The following is a 22,398-nucleotide window of genomic DNA, read 5'->3' as shown; positions in this document are numbered from 1 at the left end:
GTCTTTACGTATTGCTTGTTTCGTGTAAATTTACCATTTGCCGGCAATAAATATATTTTTTATTTTTGTGTCAGGATTTGAAAAAACATGGATATGAAGTTGCACAATTTTCTATACCTCTTTATCTTAACAAGTTGGCTGACAGCTTGTCATACCGATTCGCATACAACCTATCTGTTGCGACAGGCAGACTCTTTGCTGAATGTCCAGCCGGATAGCGCACAAACCTTATTGCGCGTATGGGAAGACAGCATGGCCAATCAGCCTGAAGACATACAAATGTACTATCAACTGCTTTGCATCAAAGCCAATGATAAAAACTACATTGCCCATACATCGGATAGCCTGATCCTTCCAATCGTAGCATATTACAAAAAGCAGCGTAATAAAACCCATCTGCCCGAAGCCCTCTACTATGCCGGACGTGTTTATAGCGACTTAAACGATGCCCCACGGGCATTGGAATATTACCAACAAGCTATTGATGTAATGAAACACGAAAAACTAATTGATTACAATTTATCGAGCCGCATCTATAGCCAGATGGGTACACTTTTTGTTTACCAAGAGCTTTACAATGAAGCTCCCGAAATGTTTCGAAAAGCCTATTGGTATGATTCATTGCTAAAAGATAGCACCGGTCTTGTCTTCGACTTGCGGGACATCGGACGAGTTTTTGCATCAATAGATCAAAGGGATAGTGCAGTCTATTATTTCAATCGAGCAGGTGAAATGGCATTACTAATAAAAGACAGTACGCTGTTAAGTATGGTTTATAATGAATTAGCAGGCAATTATATTGATTGGCATGAATATTCAAAAGGATATGAAAAACTACAAATCGCACAACAAAAAATAGAAACACTCAGTATATCTGTATATTATAACAATATAGCAAAATATTATTACTATACAAACGAATTAGATTCTGCCATTTATTATTATAAAAAGAATTTATCTTTCAACGACTCATACGTTCATAAAGCAAGTGCTTATGAAGACTTAGCCCAAATAGCTAGCAAACAGAATAATTTCACTCAGGCTTTAAGTTATTATGAACAATATATGCTTTACGAAGACTCTTTGCAACAAACCGTCCGCACAGCCGCTATTGACAAAATACATACATTATATAATTACCAACAATACAAAAAAGAAAATCTTTTTCTTAAACAAAAAACTTTCAAACAAAAACAACTACTTTTTGTAACAATATTTTCTTTAGTATTCCTTTTATTAATAGGTATTGTCTTTTGGCAAAAACAAAAACGGAAAGAGCAAACTATCTTGCTCCAGCAAGAAAAACTAAAAAGATTGCAGAAAGAACAATTTCAATATAGTCAAGCACAAATCATTGCCAACAATGAAAAAATAAAGAAGCTTTCAACACTATTACATGAAGCAAAACAAACAAATGATAAACTACGTCAGAATTTACTGCAAGCTCAAAAAGACTGGATAGAGAAAGCTAATATACAAATCGAAGCTGCACAGGTTGTCAAAGAATCGTCATGGGCGAACTTACAACAAACCGAAATATGGAAAAAACTGCACCAATCCATAGATAAGAATGGAATCATTAAAATGACAGACACGGACTGGACAGAATTAACAAAAGTCATAGAAGAAACTTATCCCAACTTCGTGCAACGCCTAAACGAACTTTGCACGCTCTCACAAAAAGAATTGCAAGTATGTCTATTAATAAAAATCAACATACCTTTAACTCAAATAGCGGACATCGTATGCAGTTCGAAGCAAGGTATTTCCTCACTTCGCGAAAGGCTTTACAAAAAATTCGTTGGAGAAAAAGGAAAGCCAAAAGATTGTGATAACTTTATCCGAAACCTCTAATTCTATTTATTTTCAACACCTTATAAGCAGTACGCAAAAGTACGCACCTCACTTGCGTACTTTTTGCGTACTGCTTTTTCTATCTTTTTTATATCTCTTATATACCTTTGTGCTATCAAAATTTTAAAAACTTGTAAAAATGAAACATACTTTTATTACATTACTAATGTTATTTATGCCTATATGGATAACAATCGTTTTTGCCAATAAAAAAATGGAAATAAAAGAAATAGAAAAAATGATTATTTTAAAATTTTATTATTCTCACAAATCAGAAAATTACGAACGAAATAAACGCACTATTGCATTTGTTCCTATTAAGGCATCGTATGATAATACCAACCTTTATCTCAATTCTCAAATACAAATGGATAATGTTACTATCAAAATAAAAAATGAATGGAAAAACATTGTATACGAAATGGGCATTACTTTATACTCTAATGAAGAATGTACTCTTCCTATACATCTAAGTAATGGTAATTATACTTTAGAGATAGTAAATGAAAATATCTGTTATTATGGAGATTTCGAAATCTAATATGCAAATGTAAAACTTTAATTAAAATTGATTTACGTATGAAAAAAACATTACTAACTGTAGCGTGCGCTTTATTCATGTTTTCGTGCGCACAAGACGATGAGTTATTCATCGAAGAAACTACTGACATGCCTGTACAAACACAATTAACTACAGCTGAAGCGCAGACAAAATTTGCAAAAATACTATCAAAAGCTGTATCTAATAGCGAAGATGTGCGTCGTTTCTTAAAAGAAGAAGCCATGACCTATTTTGACAATGATAACGATGTATTTTATCCCTTCGTTAAAGATAAAATTGTTCAAGGAACAGGCAGTCGAACTTTTCGCAATATCCTATTATCTTATTGCGATAGCGAAGAAGAATTGGAATCTATCGAAAAATCACAACCTTTATTAAAAATACGAACAGAATACAGTTTGTGACGACCGGATATTCTTACAAAAGACTGTTAGTATGGAAGATACAATCTTCCTACTTAACTGGTACGTAGAATTTTGAAGCAGGATAGAAGCAAGGCAGCCTGAAGAGCCGAAAGAATACAGGCTATTTACTGAATATCCCTATATTAAATAATACTTATCCTATTTCTTACTCAAACTTTGAAATATAAAAAATCTTATTATATTTGCGAAAACCTAATATAAATATATTATGGAATCAATTAAATTATTTGGAGTTTCATTAGCGATAGCAATGAGCTGCATTTCATTTTCTTGCTCTCAGGAAGATAAAGAAATCACTACAATGTATGATAAAGAGACTATTGACATTAGTAAAGCTCAAAGTGATTTTATTAAAGACATGAATGAAATTAGCAAGAAGTATCAGTGTACGAACAGTCGATCCATCACTCAAAAAGATATATCTTCAAGCGGATAATACAGATACAATTTTTTAGACCAATTAATGGAATCTATTGTTACCTATATTGGAGTTTCTCTCAAAAATGAATATAATGAAAATATTAAAATTGTTTCTTATATTTATAGGAAGTATACCTATTTACATTTCTATAAATTATTTACTTTCAATTATTATATATGGGACATTCACCACAGAGAATTTAATTTTAAATTCAACATCTTATGCTGTTGCAATTACATGTATAGCTGGATACAAATTATTCAAGAAGTCCCAAAAAGAAAGTGAATAAGCCTCTCAAAATTGAATTTTACTATTTAGTTCCTATGTATATATAGGAACTAAATTACTTCTAAGACAACCTCTCTATGTACCTATTAATAAAAATACAATTCATGAAAAAGCTTATTTATTCTTTTAGCCTAATGGTGGCATTATCCACTTTATTTGCCTGCAACAACGAAGAAGAACCTGTAAGTGAAGACAAGACGTTGCCTGTATGCAGTTTTTTCCGAGGGTATTTAAACGATGAATATGTCTGTATTGAACAGAAAGACGTAGCAAATGATATAAGGTTCCAACTAAAAGAAACTTTACTAAAAGAAGATACGATTCTTTTGTTCAGATGGTCTATTAATTTCGCACAAGACTACAACAATAAGAATGAATACAAACAGGCTCCTGTATTGAGCATACAATTCGCTCCTTTACAATTAGGGAACTACAATATCGTGTCGGATGCGTATTACGATGCAGAATCTACAATTATTTTCAACGATGGAAAAAATGAATACATCCCTTCCCCAGACAATCCGTTTCAAATATATCTAAGCAATATCATTAAGGATAGTCCCTATTCTTATGATCCGCTTATCCGCGGTGTAATGGAAGGAACTTTGTATAACGCTTCAAATCCGAAAGACAGCATTGTTTTTCACGATATAGATTTCCGTTTTATCCCGGATTTCTTAATGATACGTCAATACCTAAATAGTAATTCATAAAATAAATACCTACATTAGGGACGACTTCTTAAAACAAAAAAGTATGACAGGCAAAAAGTTTTACATCGTCCCGAATCGAAGGACAGTAACTTCGGGAATGTCAAAGCAACAGTTATTAAGTGTATGCTTGTTGGCTTCGAGCGTTCCGCTACTTGCTTTAGCTTATGAGAACAAACGGAAAGCAAAGAGCCTTTCGTTTACCGCTTCCAGCCTGTTGATAGATTTGCCTAACGGAAGCAGGCAAGAACAACCAGCCTTTGGGTTTTGCCTGAACTTCTGATATGAACATGCAGTGATGAATACCATCGAAGCCAAGTGCGTAGCTCAATACATACGGCTTCGTGAGCTGATGAAGCTAAGTGCGTTGGCTTATGAAGCCGTATGCATTTTTGTCAGAAGAAAACTGACTTTTTGACTGGATTTTCAGGTATGGGCATAAAAAAAGGAGTACCGCTGTACTCCAACCTTTGTTAACCTTAAATCTAATACTATGAAAAACACATTGCAAATGTACGTGTTTTCCGGAATATAGCAATAGAATAGACCAAAAATATTATGCTTTATAACACGTTTTAAGAATCTAACCTTCTTATTAAAAAGCATTTAACAAAAAAACGCATCAAAGTCCTAACTTCGCGGAGATTTCAAGCATGCGCTGGATGGGGACGATTGCCTTTTCCGCAACACTTGGCTCTACCTCCACTTCGGGCCATTCGTACTTCAACGTATTATATAACTTCTCCAACGTGTTCAGACGCATGAAGTTACATTCGTTGCAAGCACAGGTGCTGTCTTCGGGCGGTGCCGGAATGAAGTTCTTATCCGGACATTTCTTGCGCATCTCATATAAGATGCCGCTTTCGGTAGCTACAATAAAGTCTTTCTTTTCGCTCGCCATGGCGTATTTCAGCAATCCGGCGGTAGAAGCCACCTTATCCGCCAATTTCGCCACGGCACCTTTGCACTCAGGATGTACCAATACCGCCGCATCGGGATATTGCTTCTTCAGTTCCAGTATCTTTTCTACCGAGAACCGTTCGTGCACATGGCAAGCCCCGTCCCAAAGTAACATGTTCCTGCCCGTAATAGCATTGATGTAATTTCCTAAGTTCTTATCGGGACCGAAAATTATCTTCTCGTCTTGCGGGAAACTCTCTACAATTTGCTTCGCATTGGTAGACGTAACCACCACATCGGTATGCGCCTTTACGGCTGCACTGGTATTGACGTACGAAATCACCGTATATCCGGGATGTTCCTCAATGAACTTCGCAAACTTATCCGCCGGACAACTATCTGCCAACGAACAACCCGCGTTCAAGTCCGGAATCAACACTTTCTTATCCGGACAAAGAATCTTAGCGGTCTCTCCCATGAAATGAACCCCGCACATCACGATAATATCTGCATCGGTCTTTGCCGCCCATTGCGCCAACGCCAAACTATCGCCAATAAAGTCAGCTATCTCCTGTATTTCGTCCGCTTGGTAAAAGTGACCCAAGATAACGGCATTCTTTTCTTTGCACAAGCGTCTGATTTCCGCTTTCAAATCTACGCCTTCGGGGATGGCTTCATCTGCATACCCCTTTTTCACCCATTCCTCTTTTCTCATATTAAAATATATATTTCTTTTCTTTTTTAGAAAAATTCATGATAGTGATAATATCCCGTTGATAGTGTTCGTAAAAATAAGAGCAAAAAATTGCTTTTTAAGTTATAAGTCTCCGACGGATGTCTATTAGACTTTCATCAACAGGCTTATATCTTGATTTTATTCGTTTTACGTTTTCTATTCACTTCCGGTTGACAATATGCAAAGTTAAAAACTTTCTCTTGAAGTATTCGGTTTTTCGTGCTAAAAAATATGTTTAAACCGGTGATGAAACTTTCGGGTTTTATTTTTGGATAGTTCGTTTGGTTGTGTCTATATGTTTTTCCATGAATAAAGCAAGCGTAAGTTTTTATTTTCTATGCATTGTTTTTATACAGGTTTTCCACCGTTTTCAACAGGGTTATGAATATACTTTGTTATCTTTGCGGCGTGTTTCACCACAGATTACACAGATTACTACAGAGGAAATGAAAAACTCTGTGTAATCTGTGGTGAATAAAAAACAAAAGATATGGCTGAATTGCGAAAACTGAAGGTTACAGAGATGAACCGCTTGACGGTGGAAGAGTTTAAAGAAGCACGGAAACTTCCGTTGGTGGTAGTATTGGATGATGTGCGGAGTCTGCATAATATCGGTGCAGTATTCCGTACATCGGACGCATTCTTGGTTGATTGCATTTACTTATGCGGCATCACCGCTACTCCTCCTCATCCGGAAATGCACAAGACGGCATTGGGAGCCGAATATACGGTAGACTGGAAATATTTTAAAGACACGGAAGAGACTGTAAACGAGCTTCATGCGATGGGTTATACGGTATTTGCCATCGAGCAATGCGAAGGAAGCACCATGCTGGATAAACTCACTTTGGAGCCGGATAAAAAATATGCGGTCGTATTAGGAAATGAAGTAAAAGGCGTGAAGCAAGAAGTGGTAAATCGGTGTGATGGATGCATTGAAATCCCTCAATTCGGCACCAAGCATTCGTTGAATGTATCGGTAACGGCTGGGATTATTATTTGGGAATTTGCATGCAAGCTGATATAATATTGGAACGCAGAGACGCAAAAGCGCAAAGTTTTTATTTTTAGAGATAGCTGAGTGCACAGAGAAAAGTATTGGTTCTGTGTGCTTTGCCTTCTCTAAAATTATTTCTCTGCGTTTTTGCGTCTCTGCGTTTGATTATCACATTACAATTGTCCGTTTTCCACCAGTGTAACTACCCGTTCGGTTAATTTATCTTCGTCTTCAGGATGATATTCTTTCTTCAGGCTGGCACCGAAGAGTGCGGCAAATGTCTGATAGAATCCGGCTTTAAAAGGTCCCATAAACGCTTTAACCAATTGGAAGGAAGATTGGTTACATTCCCTGTTCACCAACTTTATCAACAACTTGCCTTGTGCGAATGTTAATTTCTTCATCCGCGGTGTGTATTGTTCTTTCAATCCTTTTTCTACTAACTTAATATGCTGATTACGTGCTTTTTCATCAGGTAAAGTCATCAAGTATTCGTAAGTTTCTATCACTGCCCGGTTCACTTCTTTGGCAATAGGAAGGGTTTTTTTCACATCCCTCACCAATTTATTGTAATATCTGCGTTGGCGTTTGTTTTTAAAATGCAATTCGGGATATACATATACGGTTCTTAGCGTTATACAAGGTATAGAGTCTCCTTTATATACAATTACAGGTACTTTGTACATCGTAGTGGTGTTAGAAGAAGAGGTTTGCGCTTTGATTTTCAATGCAAAAACAAAGAGCAGGATGAATACTATGTATAACTTATTTTTCATACGCGCAAAAATAGGAATAATAATGAATCGTGATAGAAACCAAGCAAAGGTTATACGAAAAATTAACGTATTAGTCTTTGTTGATAACTTGTGAATTGTATGTTGAAACGTTTGTTTATTTGTTGTATAATAGGATGTTATGTATTAACACCCCTGTTTGCCCAGTCCGATTGGCTGGAATGGAACGAAGACATAACGGCTTCCGAAGAACTGGAAGACTGGAGGGAAAAATACGAAGAATTGAGCGAGATAGCCGAGCATCCTTTTAATATTAATACCATTACCAAGGAAGAACTGGAGCAGCTTCCGTTTCTATCGGACAAGATGATAGAAAACATCTTGTATTATATCTATAAGTACGGACCGATGCTGACCAAGAATGAACTGTTGGGTGTGGAAGGAATGGATTGGCAGACCCGAAAGTTTTTAACCGACTTTATTTATATCGGACCGTCTGATAATGAGAAAGATAAGTTCTCATGGCGGAACTTGTGGAAATACAATAAACAGGAGTTATTAACACGGCTGGACATCCCTTTCAACATGAAGGCTGGATATGCTGATTACGATAAGGAAACCTTAGCGGAAAGTCCCAATAAGCGTTATTATGGAAGTCCGTTTTATCACAACGTGCGCTATCGTTTCCAGTATAATAAACAAGTGTATGTAGGGTTAACTGCAGAGAAAGATGCAGGCGAGCCATTCTTTAGCCAATACAACCGGAAAGGATATGATTCGTATTCCGGCTATCTGTTCTTGTCGAACCTGAAGAAACTCAAGGCATTGACTATCGGGAATTTCAAGGCGAACTTCGGTTATGGGTTGGTATTGAATATCGGAAGCTTTACCTTAGGAAAAGGAATGATTAACCGGAACCGATTCGGACAAGGATTCATGAAGTACACTTCGGTTGGTGAAGGAGAGTTTTTACAAGGCATAGGAGCTACGTACCAAGTGGCAAAACGTTGGCAAGCTTCGGCTTTCTATTCATTCAGAAAACAAGACGCACGTGTGGAAAACGAGTTTATAAGGTCGTTGAAAACCGATGGGTATCATCGGTTGAAAAAGGATATGGAAAAGAAACATACGGTGTCTAATCATCTGACCGGATGCAACTTAACTTACAATGGAAAATTCACTGAGTTCGGATTAACTGCTGTGTATAACCGTTTCAACAAGGTGTTGAATCCTGATGCGCGTGCCTATAATCTCTATTATCCCCGTGGAAACTATTTCTATAATGTAGGAGTGAATTACAAATTTTTTCTGCATCGGTTTACGCTTTCCGGCGAGACGGCTATGGATAAAGCGGGAAGGATAGCTACCCTTAATGCAATCAGTTATCAACCGAGTGTGAATATCAATCTCTTGTTTATTCACCGCTATTACGATAAGCGTTACCAGTCGCTTTATGGCAATGCGTTTGGCGAAAACTCGAAACTTCAAAACGAAACAGGAACTTATTTAGGATTGGAAACCAGTTTCTTAGGAAAGTTCAAGCTCTTGTGTTATGGCGATTTCTTTCATTTCTTTTATCGCAGGTATCAGGTAGACCGTGACCATACATCGGGATTCGACGGATTATTTCAATTAAGTTATTCACCATCTAATTCACTATCCATGTTAATAAAGTATGCCTATAAGAACAAGGCTAAAAACTATACTTCGTCCGATGAAGTGAAGTTTGTTTTGCCTTACGTAAGGCAACGTTTGCGCTATCAATGTTCGTATGCGCCAAATGCCTATCTTTCGTTGAAAGGAACAGGAGAAGGAGTAATGACTTCGTATAACGGAAGAGAGAAATCAAAAGGAGGTTATGTAAGCAGTACGGTAAAAGGAAGTATCCCAAATATCCCGATTCAAGCGTCAATAACCGGGACATGGTTTCATACGCAAGACTACAATTCGCGCATTTACGTCTACGAACCCGGCTTGCTTTACGCTTTCTCGATGAACTCGTTTTACGGGAAAGGCACTCGTATGGCAATCAACTTGAAATACACTTGGGAGAACCGTTTCATGATTCAAGCCAAATGGGGCTGGACACACTATCAGGACCGGAACCGCATCGGCACAGACACCGAAGAGATACAAGGAAGCGATAAGGCGGATTTGCAGGTGCAAGTCAGGGTGAAGTGGTGAATGTGTTGTTTATTGAAGTTTTAAAAGGTAAAAGCAACTGGTGCTTAGGAAGTTTCTTATGTGGGGAATACGGGAAAAGAGAGGATTTAATTTGTATGGATGAATGCCGAACTTGGTTTCGTAATGTGGGTTGATGAGCCATAATTGGCGGTTTACAATATGGAAAGGACTGGCTCCGATTAGTTTCTCGAATGCTTCGATGGATGTACCGGTTTGTTTGATTTCAAGTAATTCACGGATACAGCGTTCCGTTTCTCCGAAGAGCTGCAATAATCTTCGGTAAAGCGGAATGGGCAAAAGATGGATAAAAGGTAGGTGTGAAACTATTTTATTCGTACATATTTGTTGATGCCCTCCGAATGGCATTTGCCAGGCAGGGAACGACATAAACAAAATACCATTCGGATGCAGATAGCTGCTTATTTGAGCTAAGAAGCGGTTCTTGTCACTGATATGTTCCAATACATCGTGGCAAATAATTAAATCGAAGGTTGGTTCCGGCTCTTTCCAGTTGAAAATGTCCGAAGCGATGAATCTTCCTTCCGCCTTCATTTCTTGAAAGAAAGCTTTAGCGTCTTCTATCCGGTTTACGGATATGTCTATGCCTGTAGTACGACATCCCATTTGAGAAAAAGGAAGCAGGTTTCCCCCATCACCGCATCCTATTTCTAAAACATTCATTCCCGTTTGGATGGGACATGCGTGTTGGATATAAGGAATGAAGTAGTTCTTGCTTGTTGTCGCTAATTCATTGAAATATAAAAATCTGTTTTTATGTCGTGTTTGCATACCGGGTAAAATTAGGTTTTGCTAATAAGATACCCGTATAGCTTAAAGACTGCATGAAAAAGATGTTTTTACCATGAGTATCGTATACCAATAGGTATGGTAAATGTAAAGGGATGCTCTTTTCGAATGGTGTTTAAATCGGTTTTAAAATAGTAGTTCAGGTTAGGTTCCGCATAAATGCTTATAGAAGGCGTGAGTTGGTATTGAATGCCGATGCCTAACTGGGTTGATCCTTGTAAAGAAGGATGTATGGTCGTTTTCTCATGAGAAAGTACCTGGTTTTTCTCTTTGATAGTTTCTTCAGATGTGGCTTTAATGGGAATATCCAAGGTAATGCCAGCCGAAGTGTATACAGAGAACAGGGAATGATTCCATAGATTCAGAACACCTTTTAAGGGGATTCCGATGTAATTGACTTTTTGTATGCGTTCGGTGTATAAATCGGTTATTTTCGTAAAATCAGAACGCAAATAAGTATATTGCAATCCGGTTTCTATTCCCCAAGCCGGATTAAAATGGTAACGCAATGCAAATGATATATTGACGGGAAAGTGATGATGCGTTTTTTCTTTTACTTGTTGGCTTTCGCCCGATGAGATTCCTCCCGGAGTTTGATAGAGTTTATTGTTTATCTGTTTTCCTTCACCTGTATAAGCGAATGAGAAAGACCAATGTTTCTTTTCTTTATCAGGCTGGAAGACAGGAGTATATTGCTTTTGAGCAAACACCGTTAAGGGCATAACAGGAACTGGTGTTTCGTTTATCGTACTGTCTTTCGGAGCGATAATGCTGTCTGGTATACCAACATTGTTTTTCAATGTATCACTGGATTGATAAGTTTCAGTACCGGAAGAGATAAAGCGGACATCTGATAGGGAAGCATCTTCTTTTTGTGTCTTGATGGACTTATCTTTTTCTTTTTCGGATGGTTTATGTTCGGTTAAGTTTTCGTTCTTTTTCGGGTATAATAAAAGGTAAATGGAAATAACAAGGGATAAAGCCCAACCAATGATGAAGGCATACCGGGACAAAAGTTTGCGTAACATTTCCTTGGCTCGGGCTAATTGCGAGGAGGACGAATGAGGAGCAATGCCCAATAATGCGGCTATTTCTTTGTGAGAAAGATTCTCTAATACAGCCAGTTTGAATACGTTTCGGTATCCTTGCGGCAAGGTTTCTATGGTTTTAAGCAGGTGTTCATAAGTAGGGAAATCGGTTGAAAACATAGATTCGGCAGGTTCTTCCGATTCCGTAATGCTTTCTAACGTAATGCTTGTCGGGCGGGATTCTTTTAAATATTGCAAAGCCATGTTCTTCATGATTTTTCCCATCCAGCTTTCTAACTTTTCCGGAGAACGAAGGGTATGCAGGGAAGAAAAGATGATAAGGAATCCATCGTGCAGCAGGTCTTGTGCGGTTTGTTCGTCGGATACATAACGTAAGCAAATCCGCATCATTTTGTCTGCGTAGGTGGTGTAGAGCAAGCCTAATGCTTTCCCGTTTCCTTGTTTGCATAAATCTATCAGTTCTTTGTTCTCCACTTTCCTAATTTGTTGGTATTAAAGTAAGATGAAGTAAAACATGAAACACTGCATAGGCAAGTGGAATTTAACATTCGGAAGAATATCGGCTTCTACAGATTTTGTATTATGCTGTAAAAACATTATGTTTGCAGTGCATAATTTAATTTTTTGCATTTAAAAGAAAGACTGTATGCTTTTTGATGAAACCAAATATCTTGATTATAAATTTCCTGAGCCACAATATTTAGGGGCAAAATATATTCATCGTGGATGGATTGCTCAATTTGTGCCTGATAAAGTAAGAAATGTATTGGATGCTTTCTCTGGTTCGCAATCTATTGCATATATGTTTAAACAGTTGGGTAAAAGAGTTATAACAAATGATTTTTTGAATTTTAATAATTTAATAGGTAGGGCACTTATAGAAAACCCTAAATATACCCTTGATGAAAATGATTTAGAGATACTTTTTTCTGAAAACAGTAATCCAAAAGAATTTAATTTGATGGAAAAACTGTTTGCTAATTTATTTTTTTTACCAGAAGAAGCTGAATTTGCGGATAGTTTTCGAAGTAATATAAATCGTTTAAATAACAAATATAAGGAAGCACTGGCGTTATCTGTAATGTGTCGGAGCATGACACGAAAAGTAACGATGGGACATTTTGCTCATACACAGGCTCTAAAATATGCAGCAGATCCTGTCCGTATCAAACGTAACCGTAGTTTAGTACGTCCTCTTAAAGATATATTTAAAGAATTGCTTCCTGAATATAATGCCGCTGTTTTTGATAATTTAAAAGATAACAGAAGTTATAATGAAAACATTTTAACATTGTTACCTAAATTGACTAATATAGATTTGGTTTATTTTGATCCTCCTTATTGTAATAGCCATGCAGATTATCAGTCATTTTATCATTTACTTGAAACGTACGTAGAATACTGGAAAGACAAACAATTTGTTAATGGGATAAAACGGTATGAACCAAAAAAATATAGTGGGTTTGATAAGAATAGTGAAGTTCTTTCAAATCTTCAGTTAATGTTTGAAAAAGCAAATCATATTCCTATTTGGTTAGTAAGTTATAATGACCGAAGCTATCCAGATATAAATACTATGATAGAAATGATTACTCCTTATCGTAATGTAAGAGTAGAGAGGAAAAAATATAGTATGGGACGTGGAGGAAAAGGTAGTGTAGCTGGCAGTAGCGAAATCTTATTAGTTTGTACAACAAAATAAATGTAATTGTATATGACGGACTTTTTAAAATGGAATAAAGAATTTAGAGCACAAAATCTATATGCGTTTAATGGAAATATAAATGGGTTATTGTGGTTAAAAGTGCGTGCTGTATGTAGGAGCAAACAATTAAAACAATTCATAAAAGCAAATGGTATAGAACTTTCCACTACTAAAATTACAGAACAAAATAAAGAATTATTTGATATATTGGAAAGTTTGCCTAATGCGATGCAGTTATTAAATGATTTTTTAAATGATCATGAACATGAATGGTATAAATCATTAGGAATTAATGAGGATCAGCTTAAAAATGATTTATATAAAGTTCATCATTATATATGGGGTGGCAATCAAAATAATTCATTAGACAAACATCTGGTCAGTAAGTATGTAAAGGTAATTAGTAATTATGATGAATTAGTCAGTAAACAATCTGAAATAGCAGATAATGCGTGGAATTATGTGCAGACAAGTTGGTATAATAATTGGACATCTTATCTTATAGAATGTTTGTTTAAGCGACATAGAAAAGTCATCTCTGCAGTTGGGGAAATAAAAAGTGTTGATTTCTTTATAAATGATAATCCTATTGATTTAAAAGTTACATTTTTCCCGAATCAGTACATGGATGAAAAATTGAAAACGAAATTAGGTGAAAAAGAAATTTCATGGTTAAAGAAAAAGGCAAAAGAAAATAACATTATATTTGATTCTAAACAAACCGAATCACAGCAAATATATATCATTTCAGAAAAGTTATTGGAAATAGGTCGTAAAGATGTTATTTCAGAATTAAACAATAAACGCAAAGAAGTTATACACGAAGCTCAAAAAAATGAAATTGAATTAATGACTTGGTTATATACACATCAAGGTGAAATGCGGTTTGGTGCAGAAAACAGGCTTTTTGTTATTCTAATAGATGTAAATGATATAAGTCAATCTTGGAAGATGAAAAGAGCTTTTTCTTTAATCGAACCGAAAATAGAAAATTACCTTGATAATTTTACCGATACTTCATTAAAAAAGATTGATTTTGAATTTAAGGGAAATTCATATAGTAGTTTAGCTGATGTGATTTTTATAGTAAAAGAATAGAAAGCTTATGTCAACCGTTATTTATTCTTCTCCTATATTCGGACCGGTGCATAGTCGCCGGTTGGGAGTGTCGTTAGGAATCAATTTGCTTCCCGCAGACGGGAAGTGCTGCACGTTTGATTGCATCTATTGCGAATGCGGATACAATAAAGACCATCGTCCTCATGCCAAGCTTCCTACACGTGAAGAAGTGCGTAAGGCTTTGGAACAACGCTTGAAGGAGATGCAGGCGAACGGTCCGGCTCCCGATGTGCTGACCTTTGCGGGAAACGGAGAGCCTACGCTTCATCCGCATTTCAAGGAAATCATAGAAGATACGATTGCTTTACGCGACCGTTATTTTCCTAATGCCAAGATAAGCGTGTTGAGTAATTCCACTCAGATACATCGTCCCGAAGTGTTCGAAGCGCTTAATCGGGTGGATAATAATATCCTGAAATTGGATACGATAGATGTTGCTTATATAAATAAGGTAGACCGTCCCGTAGGTTCGTATGACGTAAGCCGAATCATCGAAGGGATGAAGGCTTTTCACGGCAATCTGATTATCCAGACCATGTTCTTGAAAGGGAAGACCGATGAAGGCGAAGATGTAGACAACACTTCGGATGCTTTTGTACTTCCGTGGCTGGAAACGGTAAAGGCGATAGCTCCCCGTCAGGTAATGATTTATACGATAGACCGCGAAACACCCGATAGTTTCCTCCAAAAAGCCACTCACGAAGAACTTGACCGCATTGTAGCCTTGTTGGAACAAGCAGGTATTCGGGCGAGTGCGTCGTATTAAATGAAACATTATTAAAATGGAGGAAAAACGAATATTTAAAGTAACAAAGAGTAAAACTGTACATATTGTAACCATTGTTGTCTGGATAATTATTACAGTATTATGTCTGTTTATTTTGTGGCAAGGTATCAAGCATCCGATAGGATTACTTATTGTCGTACCTATACTTGCTATTGTAATAAGTGTCCTTGTTTATTATCATCGTCAGTCTCCTCAATACATAGAATTGACAAACGATGCATTGGTGCTGCATTGTGCATCGGGGAATAAGGTTTTTCGTTACGAAGACATAACTGAAGTCGGTAAATGGCAAGGTAAGCCTTCACGTTTGTTGCGTCAATGGGGAAGCGGCGGTTTCGGTGGTTATATCGGCTGGTTCTCTGGAGGAGGTTTAGGAAGCCATTTTGAGTATGTAGGACAATATCAAGACGCGTTTTATCTCAAGTTGCGTAAAAGCAAGTCTTATATGCTTAGTTGTGATGAGGCAGAACGAGTAGTGGAGCATATTCAAAGCGTTATTTCCCATTGATGATATCACAGAATAGCATAGAGAGAATATAAAACTCTGTGCTACTCTGTGTTCTCTGTAGTGAATTTCATTGATTGAGGTATTCTACTAACTTCTGCACGGCACGGGCACGGTGGCTGATTTTATTTTTTTCTTCATTTCCCATTTCAGCAAAAGTTTCAGTGTAGCCTTCGGGTTGGAAGATAGGGTCATAGCCAAAGCCTGCTGTACCACGTCTTTCTTGTAAGATAGTTCCATGTACGATACCTTCGAACAAATGTTCTTCGCCTCCTTCGATGAGGCAGATAGCGGTGCGGAACTGGGCTTTCCGGTTGGTTTTTCCTTCCAATTCGGAGAGTAATTTGCGCATATTGGCTTCCGAGTCGTGTCCCGCTCCGCCTGCATAGCGTGCCGAATAGATGCCCGGTGCGCCATTGAGGGCTTCCACTTCGAGTCCTGTATCATCGGCAAAACAGTCCATTCCGTAGTTCTGATAAATGTATTCGGCTTTCAGGCGGGCATTGCCTTCTAATGTATCGGCGGTTTCGGGAATATCGGCATGACAATCAATATCATTCAGACTTAAGATATTTATTTTGTCGCCAAGGATAGCGCGTATCTCTTCGAGTTTGTGCGCGTTATTGGTTGCAAAAACGAGGTTCTTTTTCATTGTTGATAGGGGATTGTAGAACACAGAGACGCAGAGACACGGAGTTTTTAGTTTGTTGATTTTCTCTGTATCTTCGTGTCTCTGTGTTCATTTTTTATTATTTTACTTTCAGTTTGTCGAAGCCTTCGCCGTAAACACCTACTACGTTGCTTTGCGAGATGAAGGCGTTCGGGTCGATGTCTTTCACGAGGCGGAAGATATCAAGCGATTGAGTCTTCTTAGCCAAGACTACAACTACTTTGATATCTTGTTTGCTGTACCAGCCTTGACCATTGAGTAAGGTAACGCCACGGTCTATCTTGGTGGAGATACCTTCGGCTATCTTTTCGTATTCTTTCGAGAAGATGAGGAACTGTACCGACTGGCGTGCGCTATTAATCACGTAGTCGATGACGATGCTCATAATAAACAATACACAGAAGCCGAAAAGTACGCGCCTCCAGTCGTGGAAGATGAAATAGCACGACGAAATGATGACGATATCGCAATACATCATCATCCGTCCTAACGTCACGTCTTTGTATTTGTTGATAATCCAGGCGATGATGTCAGTGCCGCCCGTACTTCCGTTGTTACAAAATACGATACCGATGCCGAAGCCCAACATACCGGCTCCAATGACACATGCCATAAAGTCTTGGCCTGGTCCTAAAAGCTGGGGCAGGTTTCCGCTTTCGTCCTTCAGTATCCATTGGAAAAGCCAAAGGAGGAAGGTTAGCATGAAGATGGCATAAATGGTTTTCACACTGAATTTCGGTCCTAATATCTTCAAGGCAAAGCCGAGGAAGACGGCATTGATAAGGAAGTAGGAGATTTGGATTTCCACCCCTGTGGCATAGTAGATAATGGCTGAGATACCCGTCACGCCTCCTGTGGTTATCTGGTAAGGGAGGAGAAACATTGCCCAGCCTAATGCATATAGTATCAGCCCGAAAGTAATGGCAAAGTAATCTTTTGATTCTCTGCTTATTTTCTTGATTAATGCTAATTCCATAGATAGTTGGTTTAAACGCAGATTAACGCGGATTAGCGCAGATTGTTTTTCTTTATTTATCTGCGAAAATCTGCGTTAATCTGCGTTTCTTTATTGATTATAACACGATATTGACAATCTTCTTCGGCACGATGATGACCTTTTTCGGAGTTTTGCCGTCAATCCATTTCTGCGATTGCTCTTCTGCCATTACCGCTGCTTGGATAGTATTATTGTCTGCATCGGCAGGGAATTCCATGGTGAAACGTGCTTTTCCGTTGAAGGAGATGGTGTATTTCACCGTGTCTTCTTTCAGGTAATCTTCGTTCCATACGGGCCATTGTGCGTCGCATACCGTTGTGTTATGCCCTAAGGCTTCCCATAATTCTTCCGCCAAATGGGGAGCAAACGGGGCAAGCAAGATAATTAACTTGCTTAATACTTCTTTGTTACGGCATTTCAATGAAGTCAATTCGTTGACGCAAATCATGAAGGCACTGACCGAAGTATTGTATGAGAACGCTTCGATGTCGCCTGTTACTTTCTTAATCAATTTATGAATAGACTTCAGTTCTTCCTTAGTCGCTTCGCCTTCGGCAGGAAGGAAATTGTCCTGACGGTCGTAGAAGAGGTTCCAAAGTTTCTTCAAGAAACGGTGTACACCGTCTATACCGTTCGTGTCCCAAGGTTTCGATTGCTCTACCGGACCGAGGAACATTTCGTACATACGCAAGGTGTCTGCTCCGTATTTCTCTACAATCATATCGGGGTTCACCACATTGTACATTGATTTGCTCATCTTCTCTACCGCCCATCCGCAGATGTACTTGCCGTCTTCCAAAATAAATTCGGCATTGGCATATTCGGGACGCCAGTTCTTGAAGGCTTCGATGTCGAGCACATCGTTTGCTACGATATTCACATCTACGTGGAGCGGAGTCACCTCGTATTGGTCTTTCAGTCCGAGAGATACGAATGTGTTCGTGTCCTTGATGCGGTAAACGAAGTTGCTTCGTCCTTGAATCATGCCTTGGTTCACCAATTTCTGGAACGGTTCTTCCTTCACGCTTACACCCAAGTCGAACAAGAATTTGTTCCAGAAGCGTGAGTAGATAAGGTGTCCCGTAGCGTGTTCTGTTCCTCCTACATAGAGGTCAACGTTTTGCCAGTAGTGGTCTGCCTTTTCCGATACCAACGCTTTATCGTTGTGCGGGTCCATATAGCGCAGGTAGTAGGCACTGGAACCTGCAAAGCCCGGCATGGTGTTCAGTTCGAGCGGGAATACGGTCACGTTGTCTATCTTCGTGTTTTCCACCACTTCGCCTTTTTCTACATCCCATGCCCATTTTGTAGCGTGCCCCAACGGAGGTTCGCCCGTTTCGGTAGGCAAGAACTTGGCTACTTCGGGCAATTCCAGCGGAAGCTTGCTTTCGTCTATCATGTAAGGCATTCCGTCCTTGTAATATACGGGGAACGGTTCGCCCCAATAACGTTGGCGAGAGAAAATGGCGTCGCGCAGACGGTAGTTCACTTTCACACGTCCTAAGTGATGGGCTTTTACATATTCCTTAGTAGCGGCGATGGCTTCTTTAATGGTCAAGCCGTTCAGGTTCAAATCGCAATAAGGGGTTACACCGGCTTTCGGAGAATTGCAAACGATTCCTTCTTTAGCATCAAAACTTTCTTCTGAAACATCGCATCCTTCTACTAACGGAACGATAGGTAGGTTGAAATGTTTGGCGAAAGCATAGTCGCGGCTATCGTGGGCAGGTACTGCCATAATGGCTCCCGTTCCGTAACCAGCTAATACATAATCGCTGATCCAGATAGGCACGTCTTCGCCCGTAAAAGGATTGATAGCATACGAACCACTGAATACACCCGTTACGCGGCGGTCGGAGATGCGTTCGCGCTCGGTACGTTTCTTGGTGCGGTCTAAGTAGGCTTCCACTTCGGTACGTTGAGCTTCGGTGGTGACTTGCGGAACTAATTCGCTTTCGGGTGCCAATACCATGAAGGTCACGCCGAACATCGTGTCGGCACGGGTGGTGAAAATGGTAAATTCCAAATCGCTGTCTTTTACCTTAAAGCGCACTTCCGTACCTTCCGAGCGGCCTATCCAGTTGCGTTGAGTTTCTTTCAAAGAGTCTGTCCAGTCGATGGTATCCAGTCCGTCGAGCAAGCGTCCGGCGTATGCCGATACACGCAAGCACCATTGGCGCATCTTCTTCTGTACCACGGGATAGCCGCCGCGTTCGCTCACGCCGTCCACCACTTCATCGTTCGCCAATACCGTGCCTAATTGCGGGCACCAGTTCACCATGGTTTCGCCTAAGTAAGCGATACGATAGTTCATCAAGGTTTCTTGTTGCTGCTTTTCGCTCATCGCCTTCCATTCTTCGGCGGTGAAGCTCAATTCTTCCGAGCAAGCTACATCCAGTCCTTCGGTACCTTTTTCTTCGAAGTGTGCGATAAGCTTTTCGATGGGTTGAGCTTTACCGCAGGTGTTGCAATAGAAGCTATTGAACATCTTCTGGAAAGCCCATTGCGTCCAGTGGTAATATTCAGGGTCGCAGGTGCGTATCTCGCGGTCCCAATCGAACGAGAACCCGATTTTATCCAATTGCTCACGGTAACGGTTGATGTTGTTCACCGTAGTGATAGCGGGATGCTGTCCCGTCTGAATGGCATATTGCTCTGCCGGAAGCCCGTAGGCATCATAGCCCATCGGGTTGAGCACGTTGAAGCCTTGCAAGCGTTTGTAGCGTGCATAAATATCGCTGGCGATATATCCTAACGGATGTCCTACGTGAAGTCCTGCTCCCGACGGATAAGGGAACATATTCAAAACATAAAACTTTTGTTTCGATTCGTCTTCGGTAACCTTGTAGGTCTTCTGTTCCACCCACTTCTGTTGCCATTTCTTTTCAATCTCTCTGAAATTGTATTCCATTGTGATATTGTGTTGTAATTTTGATTTTACACCTTATATTATTAGCCGTGCAAAGATACAAAGAAATCGCTTTATTTGCAACGTATTAAGGACAGAAGAGTTTCAAAGAGAAAAATGAAATAAAATATGCAGGTTGTTTATTGGAAAACCGTTGCATTAATATCTTGTGTTTTTTCATTATTGCATTGGTTGAAAATTCGGTTGATAAACGGTGAATATAGCGTTGAAAAGTCTGTTAAAACCTATTGTCAGATGTTTATAACCAGTGAATAACGCTTGCACAATGTTGTTGATAAGTGTATTGGGAATATCTATCAGTTCGATTGCCTTACACAAGCATTAAGTTAGGGCTTTTTATGCATCTAAGTGCGTTGGCTATTTCACCCGTATGAGATGCAAGTTTCATACGGGTAGGACAGCCAACGAAGCCTGATGCGTATGAGTAGTCAAATAATTATCGTTCGTCTTTAAATATCCGTTAATTCTGTATATATGCCAAAAGAAATGACTACACCTACCTCTATTAAATCACTATCATCGAACAGGCTGATTTAATTGCATTCAAATAGAAGCACAGCCAGTCATTGTACGTTCCCGTCTCATTGACATGCTGTATTCCCATATAATATCCAAGAATCCTTTTCTTCAATACATTGGATAGTTGCAGAACCGGGCATTTGAGAACATCCTGCTCCATCAGGTACAATGTGTTGAGCAGCCGTCCAACTCTGCCATTCCCGTCAATGAAGGGATGTATCATTTCAAACTGATAGTGTATCAAAGCGGCTCGTACAAATACATTCTCTGAATCTTCATAATTGATGTAACGTTCAAGGTCGGAAAAGGCTTCAATCATATCATCATACACGGGCGGAACAAACATCGCGTCTTTCAGTCCGTTTTCTTTCCAGCCTATCCAGACAGGAGAGGTGCGGAACTCTCCCGGATATTTCTTTTCGTACCTCTCACTATTGCACATCAGGTAATGGGCGTTTTTCAACAGACGGGCACTCAATGGCAATTCGTCCATAGCTTCGATGGCGTAGGAAGTGGCTTTCAGCAGATTGTCCGTATCTTCTTCCAGCGCACTATCCGCATCCGGCATAAAACCAAAAGACAAAGGCTGTTCGCCCAAAGCCAATTTGCAGGAATTTTCCGCTTCCTGCCACATCAATTGCTTAATCTGTTCCTCGGAAAGTTGTGAAGCGTCATCATTAAATTGCTGCATCGCGCTTTCCGTTTCCATTATTAGCTTATCCAATTCCTCCGTATGGATAACCTGTATTTCTGAAAGGGGTGTCGGGACAAACGACTTGAAAGCCGCTTCTCCTGAAAGATGTTTACGATAACTCCTCATACCAATTTCTCCTTTAACTTTTGAAGTGTCACGGCAATATCACCCGCCAGCCCGATGGATTTATGCGCAATCTCATTGGGAATGTAAAGTTCTTGCGCAAGATTCAGCGTGATATACACGGCTTGCGGTTCACGTGCAGCCAGTTGCATCAACGGCAGCTTTATCAGACGGTTTCGGCTGCCTATGCCCAGTTCGAGAATGGCGAGCCGCTTGCCGTGATAACGATTGAGAAAAGCATTGGCTTCTTGACTCTTGTCTTGCATCGGGCGGTTATGCAGCATATCCTCGAAAGTGCCTTCCACCTCGAACACCTTGCCGGGTGCGAAGCCGGACAGTTCCAGATGCGTATCAGCATTGGAGGTGAGGATGAAATAATCCTTGTCGCCGACAACGGCAAGCAGGTCTTTCATCACTTGTGAGAGACGGTAGTCTGTTACCCAATACTGCACAAGCCGATGCAAGAACTCTTGGCGGTCTTTCTCGTTCGGGTAGGGATAAAAACATCCTTCAATGACACTGCGTATGCCGTATTTCTGTTGGATGTCGCCGAACTGGCGGCGGAACATCTCGTTATTGGCGAAAATGTGATAACCCTCGGCGATGGACAATCCGTTGCTTGCGCCGATGAGCAAGGCATCGGCATCCTTGATGGCTTGGGCGGCTCTCTGTATCTCTGTCAT

21 protein-coding genes are annotated in these 22,398 nt (G+C 39.5%); 12 read left to right on the top strand and 9 right to left on the bottom strand.

The features are described 5' to 3' along the window. The first annotated feature begins 87 nt into the window (after window positions 1-87). The 6 genes from B5F91_RS10065 (at window position 88) to B5F91_RS10040 (ending at window position 4,543) form a co-directional block, all read left to right on the top strand. On the top strand, window positions 88-1,854 hold the full coding sequence (locus tag B5F91_RS10065) for a tetratricopeptide repeat protein (protein WP_087428960.1): 1,767 nt from the start codon (window positions 88-90) through the stop codon (window positions 1,852-1,854). A 139-nt stretch (window positions 1,855-1,993) separates the two neighbouring features. Then, window positions 1,994-2,395 (top strand): DUF3244 domain-containing protein, encoded by a 402-nt coding sequence (locus tag B5F91_RS10060; protein WP_087428959.1) that lies wholly within the window; start codon window positions 1,994-1,996, stop codon window positions 2,393-2,395. A 38-nt stretch (window positions 2,396-2,433) separates the two neighbouring features. Then, complete coding sequence (locus tag B5F91_RS10055) at window positions 2,434-2,820, top strand: hypothetical protein (RefSeq protein WP_087428958.1); 387 nt, start codon at window positions 2,434-2,436, stop codon at window positions 2,818-2,820. A gap of 229 nt (window positions 2,821-3,049) precedes the next feature. Next, window positions 3,050-3,277 (top strand): hypothetical protein, encoded by a 228-nt coding sequence (locus tag B5F91_RS10050; RefSeq protein ID WP_087428957.1) that lies wholly within the window; start codon window positions 3,050-3,052, stop codon window positions 3,275-3,277. A 377-nt stretch (window positions 3,278-3,654) separates the two neighbouring features. Next, on the top strand, window positions 3,655-4,263 hold the full coding sequence (locus B5F91_RS10045; RefSeq protein WP_158099911.1) for a DUF5025 domain-containing protein: 609 nt from the start codon (window positions 3,655-3,657) through the stop codon (window positions 4,261-4,263). 43 nt (window positions 4,264-4,306) lie between these two features. Next, complete coding sequence (locus B5F91_RS10040) at window positions 4,307-4,543, top strand: hypothetical protein (RefSeq protein WP_144025101.1); 237 nt, start codon at window positions 4,307-4,309, stop codon at window positions 4,541-4,543. Window positions 4,544-4,882: 339 nt separating this feature from the next. Here the strand turns inward: B5F91_RS10040 and nadA are convergent, their stop codons facing one another. Then, window positions 4,883-5,875, bottom strand: coding sequence for a quinolinate synthase NadA (gene nadA / locus B5F91_RS10030; protein WP_087428953.1), 993 nt, complete (start codon window positions 5,873-5,875; stop codon window positions 4,883-4,885). A 520-nt stretch (window positions 5,876-6,395) separates the two neighbouring features. Here nadA and B5F91_RS10025 point away from each other — a divergent pair. Next, window positions 6,396-6,923: an RNA methyltransferase gene (locus B5F91_RS10025; protein ID WP_087428972.1), complete on the top strand. Its 528-nt coding sequence runs from the start codon at window positions 6,396-6,398 to the stop codon at window positions 6,921-6,923. A gap of 143 nt (window positions 6,924-7,066) precedes the next feature. Here B5F91_RS10025 and B5F91_RS10020 read toward each other — a convergent pair whose 3' ends face one another. Beyond that, window positions 7,067-7,579: a DUF4294 domain-containing protein gene (locus B5F91_RS10020; RefSeq protein ID WP_144025104.1), complete on the bottom strand. Its 513-nt coding sequence runs from the start codon at window positions 7,577-7,579 to the stop codon at window positions 7,067-7,069. A gap of 189 nt (window positions 7,580-7,768) precedes the next feature. Here B5F91_RS10020 and B5F91_RS10015 point away from each other — a divergent pair, with 189 nt between their 5' ends. Further along, window positions 7,769-9,811, top strand: a complete 2,043-nt coding sequence (locus B5F91_RS10015; RefSeq protein WP_087428952.1) for a helix-hairpin-helix domain-containing protein — start codon at window positions 7,769-7,771, stop codon at window positions 9,809-9,811. 9 nt (window positions 9,812-9,820) lie between these two features. Here B5F91_RS10015 and B5F91_RS10010 read toward each other — a convergent pair whose 3' ends face one another. Continuing rightward, complete coding sequence (locus B5F91_RS10010) at window positions 9,821-10,600, bottom strand: class I SAM-dependent methyltransferase (RefSeq protein ID WP_087428951.1); 780 nt, start codon at window positions 10,598-10,600, stop codon at window positions 9,821-9,823. Window positions 10,601-10,668: 68 nt separating this feature from the next. After that, window positions 10,669-12,141, bottom strand: coding sequence for a sigma-70 family RNA polymerase sigma factor (locus tag B5F91_RS10005; RefSeq protein WP_087428950.1), 1,473 nt, complete (start codon window positions 12,139-12,141; stop codon window positions 10,669-10,671). Window positions 12,142-12,313: 172 nt separating this feature from the next. Here B5F91_RS10005 and B5F91_RS10000 point away from each other — a divergent pair, with 172 nt between their 5' ends. Genes B5F91_RS10000 through B5F91_RS09985 form a run of 4 tightly spaced genes read left to right on the top strand, consistent with a single transcriptional unit; the run spans window position 12,314 to window position 15,786 of the window. Further along, the gene (locus B5F91_RS10000) at window positions 12,314-13,369 is read left to right on the top strand and encodes a DNA adenine methylase (protein WP_087428949.1); all 1,056 of its coding nucleotides are present in this window, start codon (window positions 12,314-12,316) and stop codon (window positions 13,367-13,369) included. 12 nt (window positions 13,370-13,381) lie between these two features. Further along, the gene (locus tag B5F91_RS09995; protein ID WP_087428948.1) at window positions 13,382-14,470 is read left to right on the top strand and encodes a hypothetical protein; all 1,089 of its coding nucleotides are present in this window, start codon (window positions 13,382-13,384) and stop codon (window positions 14,468-14,470) included. 7 nt (window positions 14,471-14,477) lie between these two features. After that, window positions 14,478-15,257 carry a radical SAM protein gene (locus tag B5F91_RS09990; protein ID WP_087428947.1) on the top strand — a complete coding sequence of 260 codons (780 nt, stop codon included), beginning with the start codon at window positions 14,478-14,480 and terminating at the stop codon, window positions 15,255-15,257. Between the two features lie 16 nt (window positions 15,258-15,273). After that, a complete protein-coding gene (locus B5F91_RS09985) occupies window positions 15,274-15,786 on the top strand; it encodes a PH domain-containing protein (RefSeq protein ID WP_087428946.1) in 513 nt (170 codons plus the stop codon). A gap of 67 nt (window positions 15,787-15,853) precedes the next feature. Here B5F91_RS09985 and B5F91_RS09980 read toward each other — a convergent pair whose 3' ends face one another. The 5 genes from B5F91_RS09980 to B5F91_RS09960 form a co-directional block, all read right to left on the bottom strand. Then, entirely contained in the window at window positions 15,854-16,435 is a 582-nt protein-coding gene (locus tag B5F91_RS09980; RefSeq protein WP_087428945.1) for a non-canonical purine NTP diphosphatase, read from the bottom strand. A 97-nt stretch (window positions 16,436-16,532) separates the two neighbouring features. Next, the gene (locus B5F91_RS09975; protein ID WP_087428944.1) at window positions 16,533-17,429 is read right to left on the bottom strand and encodes a YitT family protein; all 897 of its coding nucleotides are present in this window, start codon (window positions 17,427-17,429) and stop codon (window positions 16,533-16,535) included. Between the two features lie 97 nt (window positions 17,430-17,526). After that, entirely contained in the window at window positions 17,527-20,361 is a 2,835-nt protein-coding gene (leuS, locus tag B5F91_RS09970; protein ID WP_087428943.1) for a leucine--tRNA ligase, read from the bottom strand. Between the two features lie 523 nt (window positions 20,362-20,884). After that, on the bottom strand, window positions 20,885-21,718 hold the full coding sequence (locus tag B5F91_RS09965; RefSeq protein ID WP_087428942.1) for a Fic family protein: 834 nt from the start codon (window positions 21,716-21,718) through the stop codon (window positions 20,885-20,887). Then, the gene (locus B5F91_RS09960) at window positions 21,715-22,398 is read right to left on the bottom strand and encodes a hypothetical protein (protein WP_087428970.1); all 684 of its coding nucleotides are present in this window, start codon (window positions 22,396-22,398) and stop codon (window positions 21,715-21,717) included. Before B5F91_RS09960 ends, B5F91_RS09965 begins: the two co-directional genes overlap by 4 nt.

The sequence above is a fragment of the Bacteroides sp. An322 genome (genome assembly GCF_002161765.1).
Classification (GTDB): domain Bacteria; phylum Bacteroidota; class Bacteroidia; order Bacteroidales; family Bacteroidaceae; genus Phocaeicola; species Phocaeicola merdavium.
This window is presented reverse-complemented; position numbering and strand designations above follow the sequence as displayed.

Excerpts from the sequence above, each read along its gene's own strand:
- B5F91_RS10050 (WP_087428957.1), top strand. The coding sequence starts at position 3,050 with ATGGAATCAATTAAATTATTTGGAGTTTCATTAGCGATAGCAATGAGC.
- B5F91_RS09985 (WP_087428946.1), top strand. The coding sequence starts at position 15,274 with ATGGAGGAAAAACGAATATTTAAAGTAACAAAGAGTAAAACTGTACAT.
- B5F91_RS10055 (WP_087428958.1), top strand. The coding sequence starts at position 2,434 with ATGAAAAAAACATTACTAACTGTAGCGTGCGCTTTATTCATGTTTTCG.
- B5F91_RS10040 (WP_144025101.1), top strand. The coding sequence starts at position 4,307 with ATGACAGGCAAAAAGTTTTACATCGTCCCGAATCGAAGGACAGTAACT.
- leuS (WP_087428943.1), bottom strand. The coding sequence starts at position 20,361 with ATGGAATACAATTTCAGAGAGATTGAAAAGAAATGGCAACAGAAGTGG.
- B5F91_RS09990 (WP_087428947.1), top strand. The coding sequence starts at position 14,478 with ATGTCAACCGTTATTTATTCTTCTCCTATATTCGGACCGGTGCATAGT.
- B5F91_RS10045 (WP_158099911.1), top strand. The coding sequence starts at position 3,655 with ATGAAAAAGCTTATTTATTCTTTTAGCCTAATGGTGGCATTATCCACT.
- B5F91_RS09960 (WP_087428970.1), bottom strand. The coding sequence starts at position 22,398 with ATGACAGAGATACAGAGAGCCGCCCAAGCCATCAAGGATGCCGATGCC.
- B5F91_RS10015 (WP_087428952.1), top strand. The coding sequence starts at position 7,769 with ATGTTGAAACGTTTGTTTATTTGTTGTATAATAGGATGTTATGTATTA.
- B5F91_RS09995 (WP_087428948.1), top strand. The coding sequence starts at position 13,382 with ATGACGGACTTTTTAAAATGGAATAAAGAATTTAGAGCACAAAATCTA.
- B5F91_RS10020 (WP_144025104.1), bottom strand. The coding sequence starts at position 7,579 with ATGTACAAAGTACCTGTAATTGTATATAAAGGAGACTCTATACCTTGT.
- nadA (WP_087428953.1), bottom strand. The coding sequence starts at position 5,875 with ATGAGAAAAGAGGAATGGGTGAAAAAGGGGTATGCAGATGAAGCCATC.
- B5F91_RS10000 (WP_087428949.1), top strand. The coding sequence starts at position 12,314 with ATGCTTTTTGATGAAACCAAATATCTTGATTATAAATTTCCTGAGCCA.
- B5F91_RS09965 (WP_087428942.1), bottom strand. The coding sequence starts at position 21,718 with ATGAGGAGTTATCGTAAACATCTTTCAGGAGAAGCGGCTTTCAAGTCG.
- B5F91_RS10060 (WP_087428959.1), top strand. The coding sequence starts at position 1,994 with ATGAAACATACTTTTATTACATTACTAATGTTATTTATGCCTATATGG.
- B5F91_RS09980 (WP_087428945.1), bottom strand. The coding sequence starts at position 16,435 with ATGAAAAAGAACCTCGTTTTTGCAACCAATAACGCGCACAAACTCGAA.
- B5F91_RS10010 (WP_087428951.1), bottom strand. The coding sequence starts at position 10,600 with ATGCAAACACGACATAAAAACAGATTTTTATATTTCAATGAATTAGCG.
- B5F91_RS09975 (WP_087428944.1), bottom strand. The coding sequence starts at position 17,429 with ATGGAATTAGCATTAATCAAGAAAATAAGCAGAGAATCAAAAGATTAC.
- B5F91_RS10065 (WP_087428960.1), top strand. The coding sequence starts at position 88 with ATGGATATGAAGTTGCACAATTTTCTATACCTCTTTATCTTAACAAGT.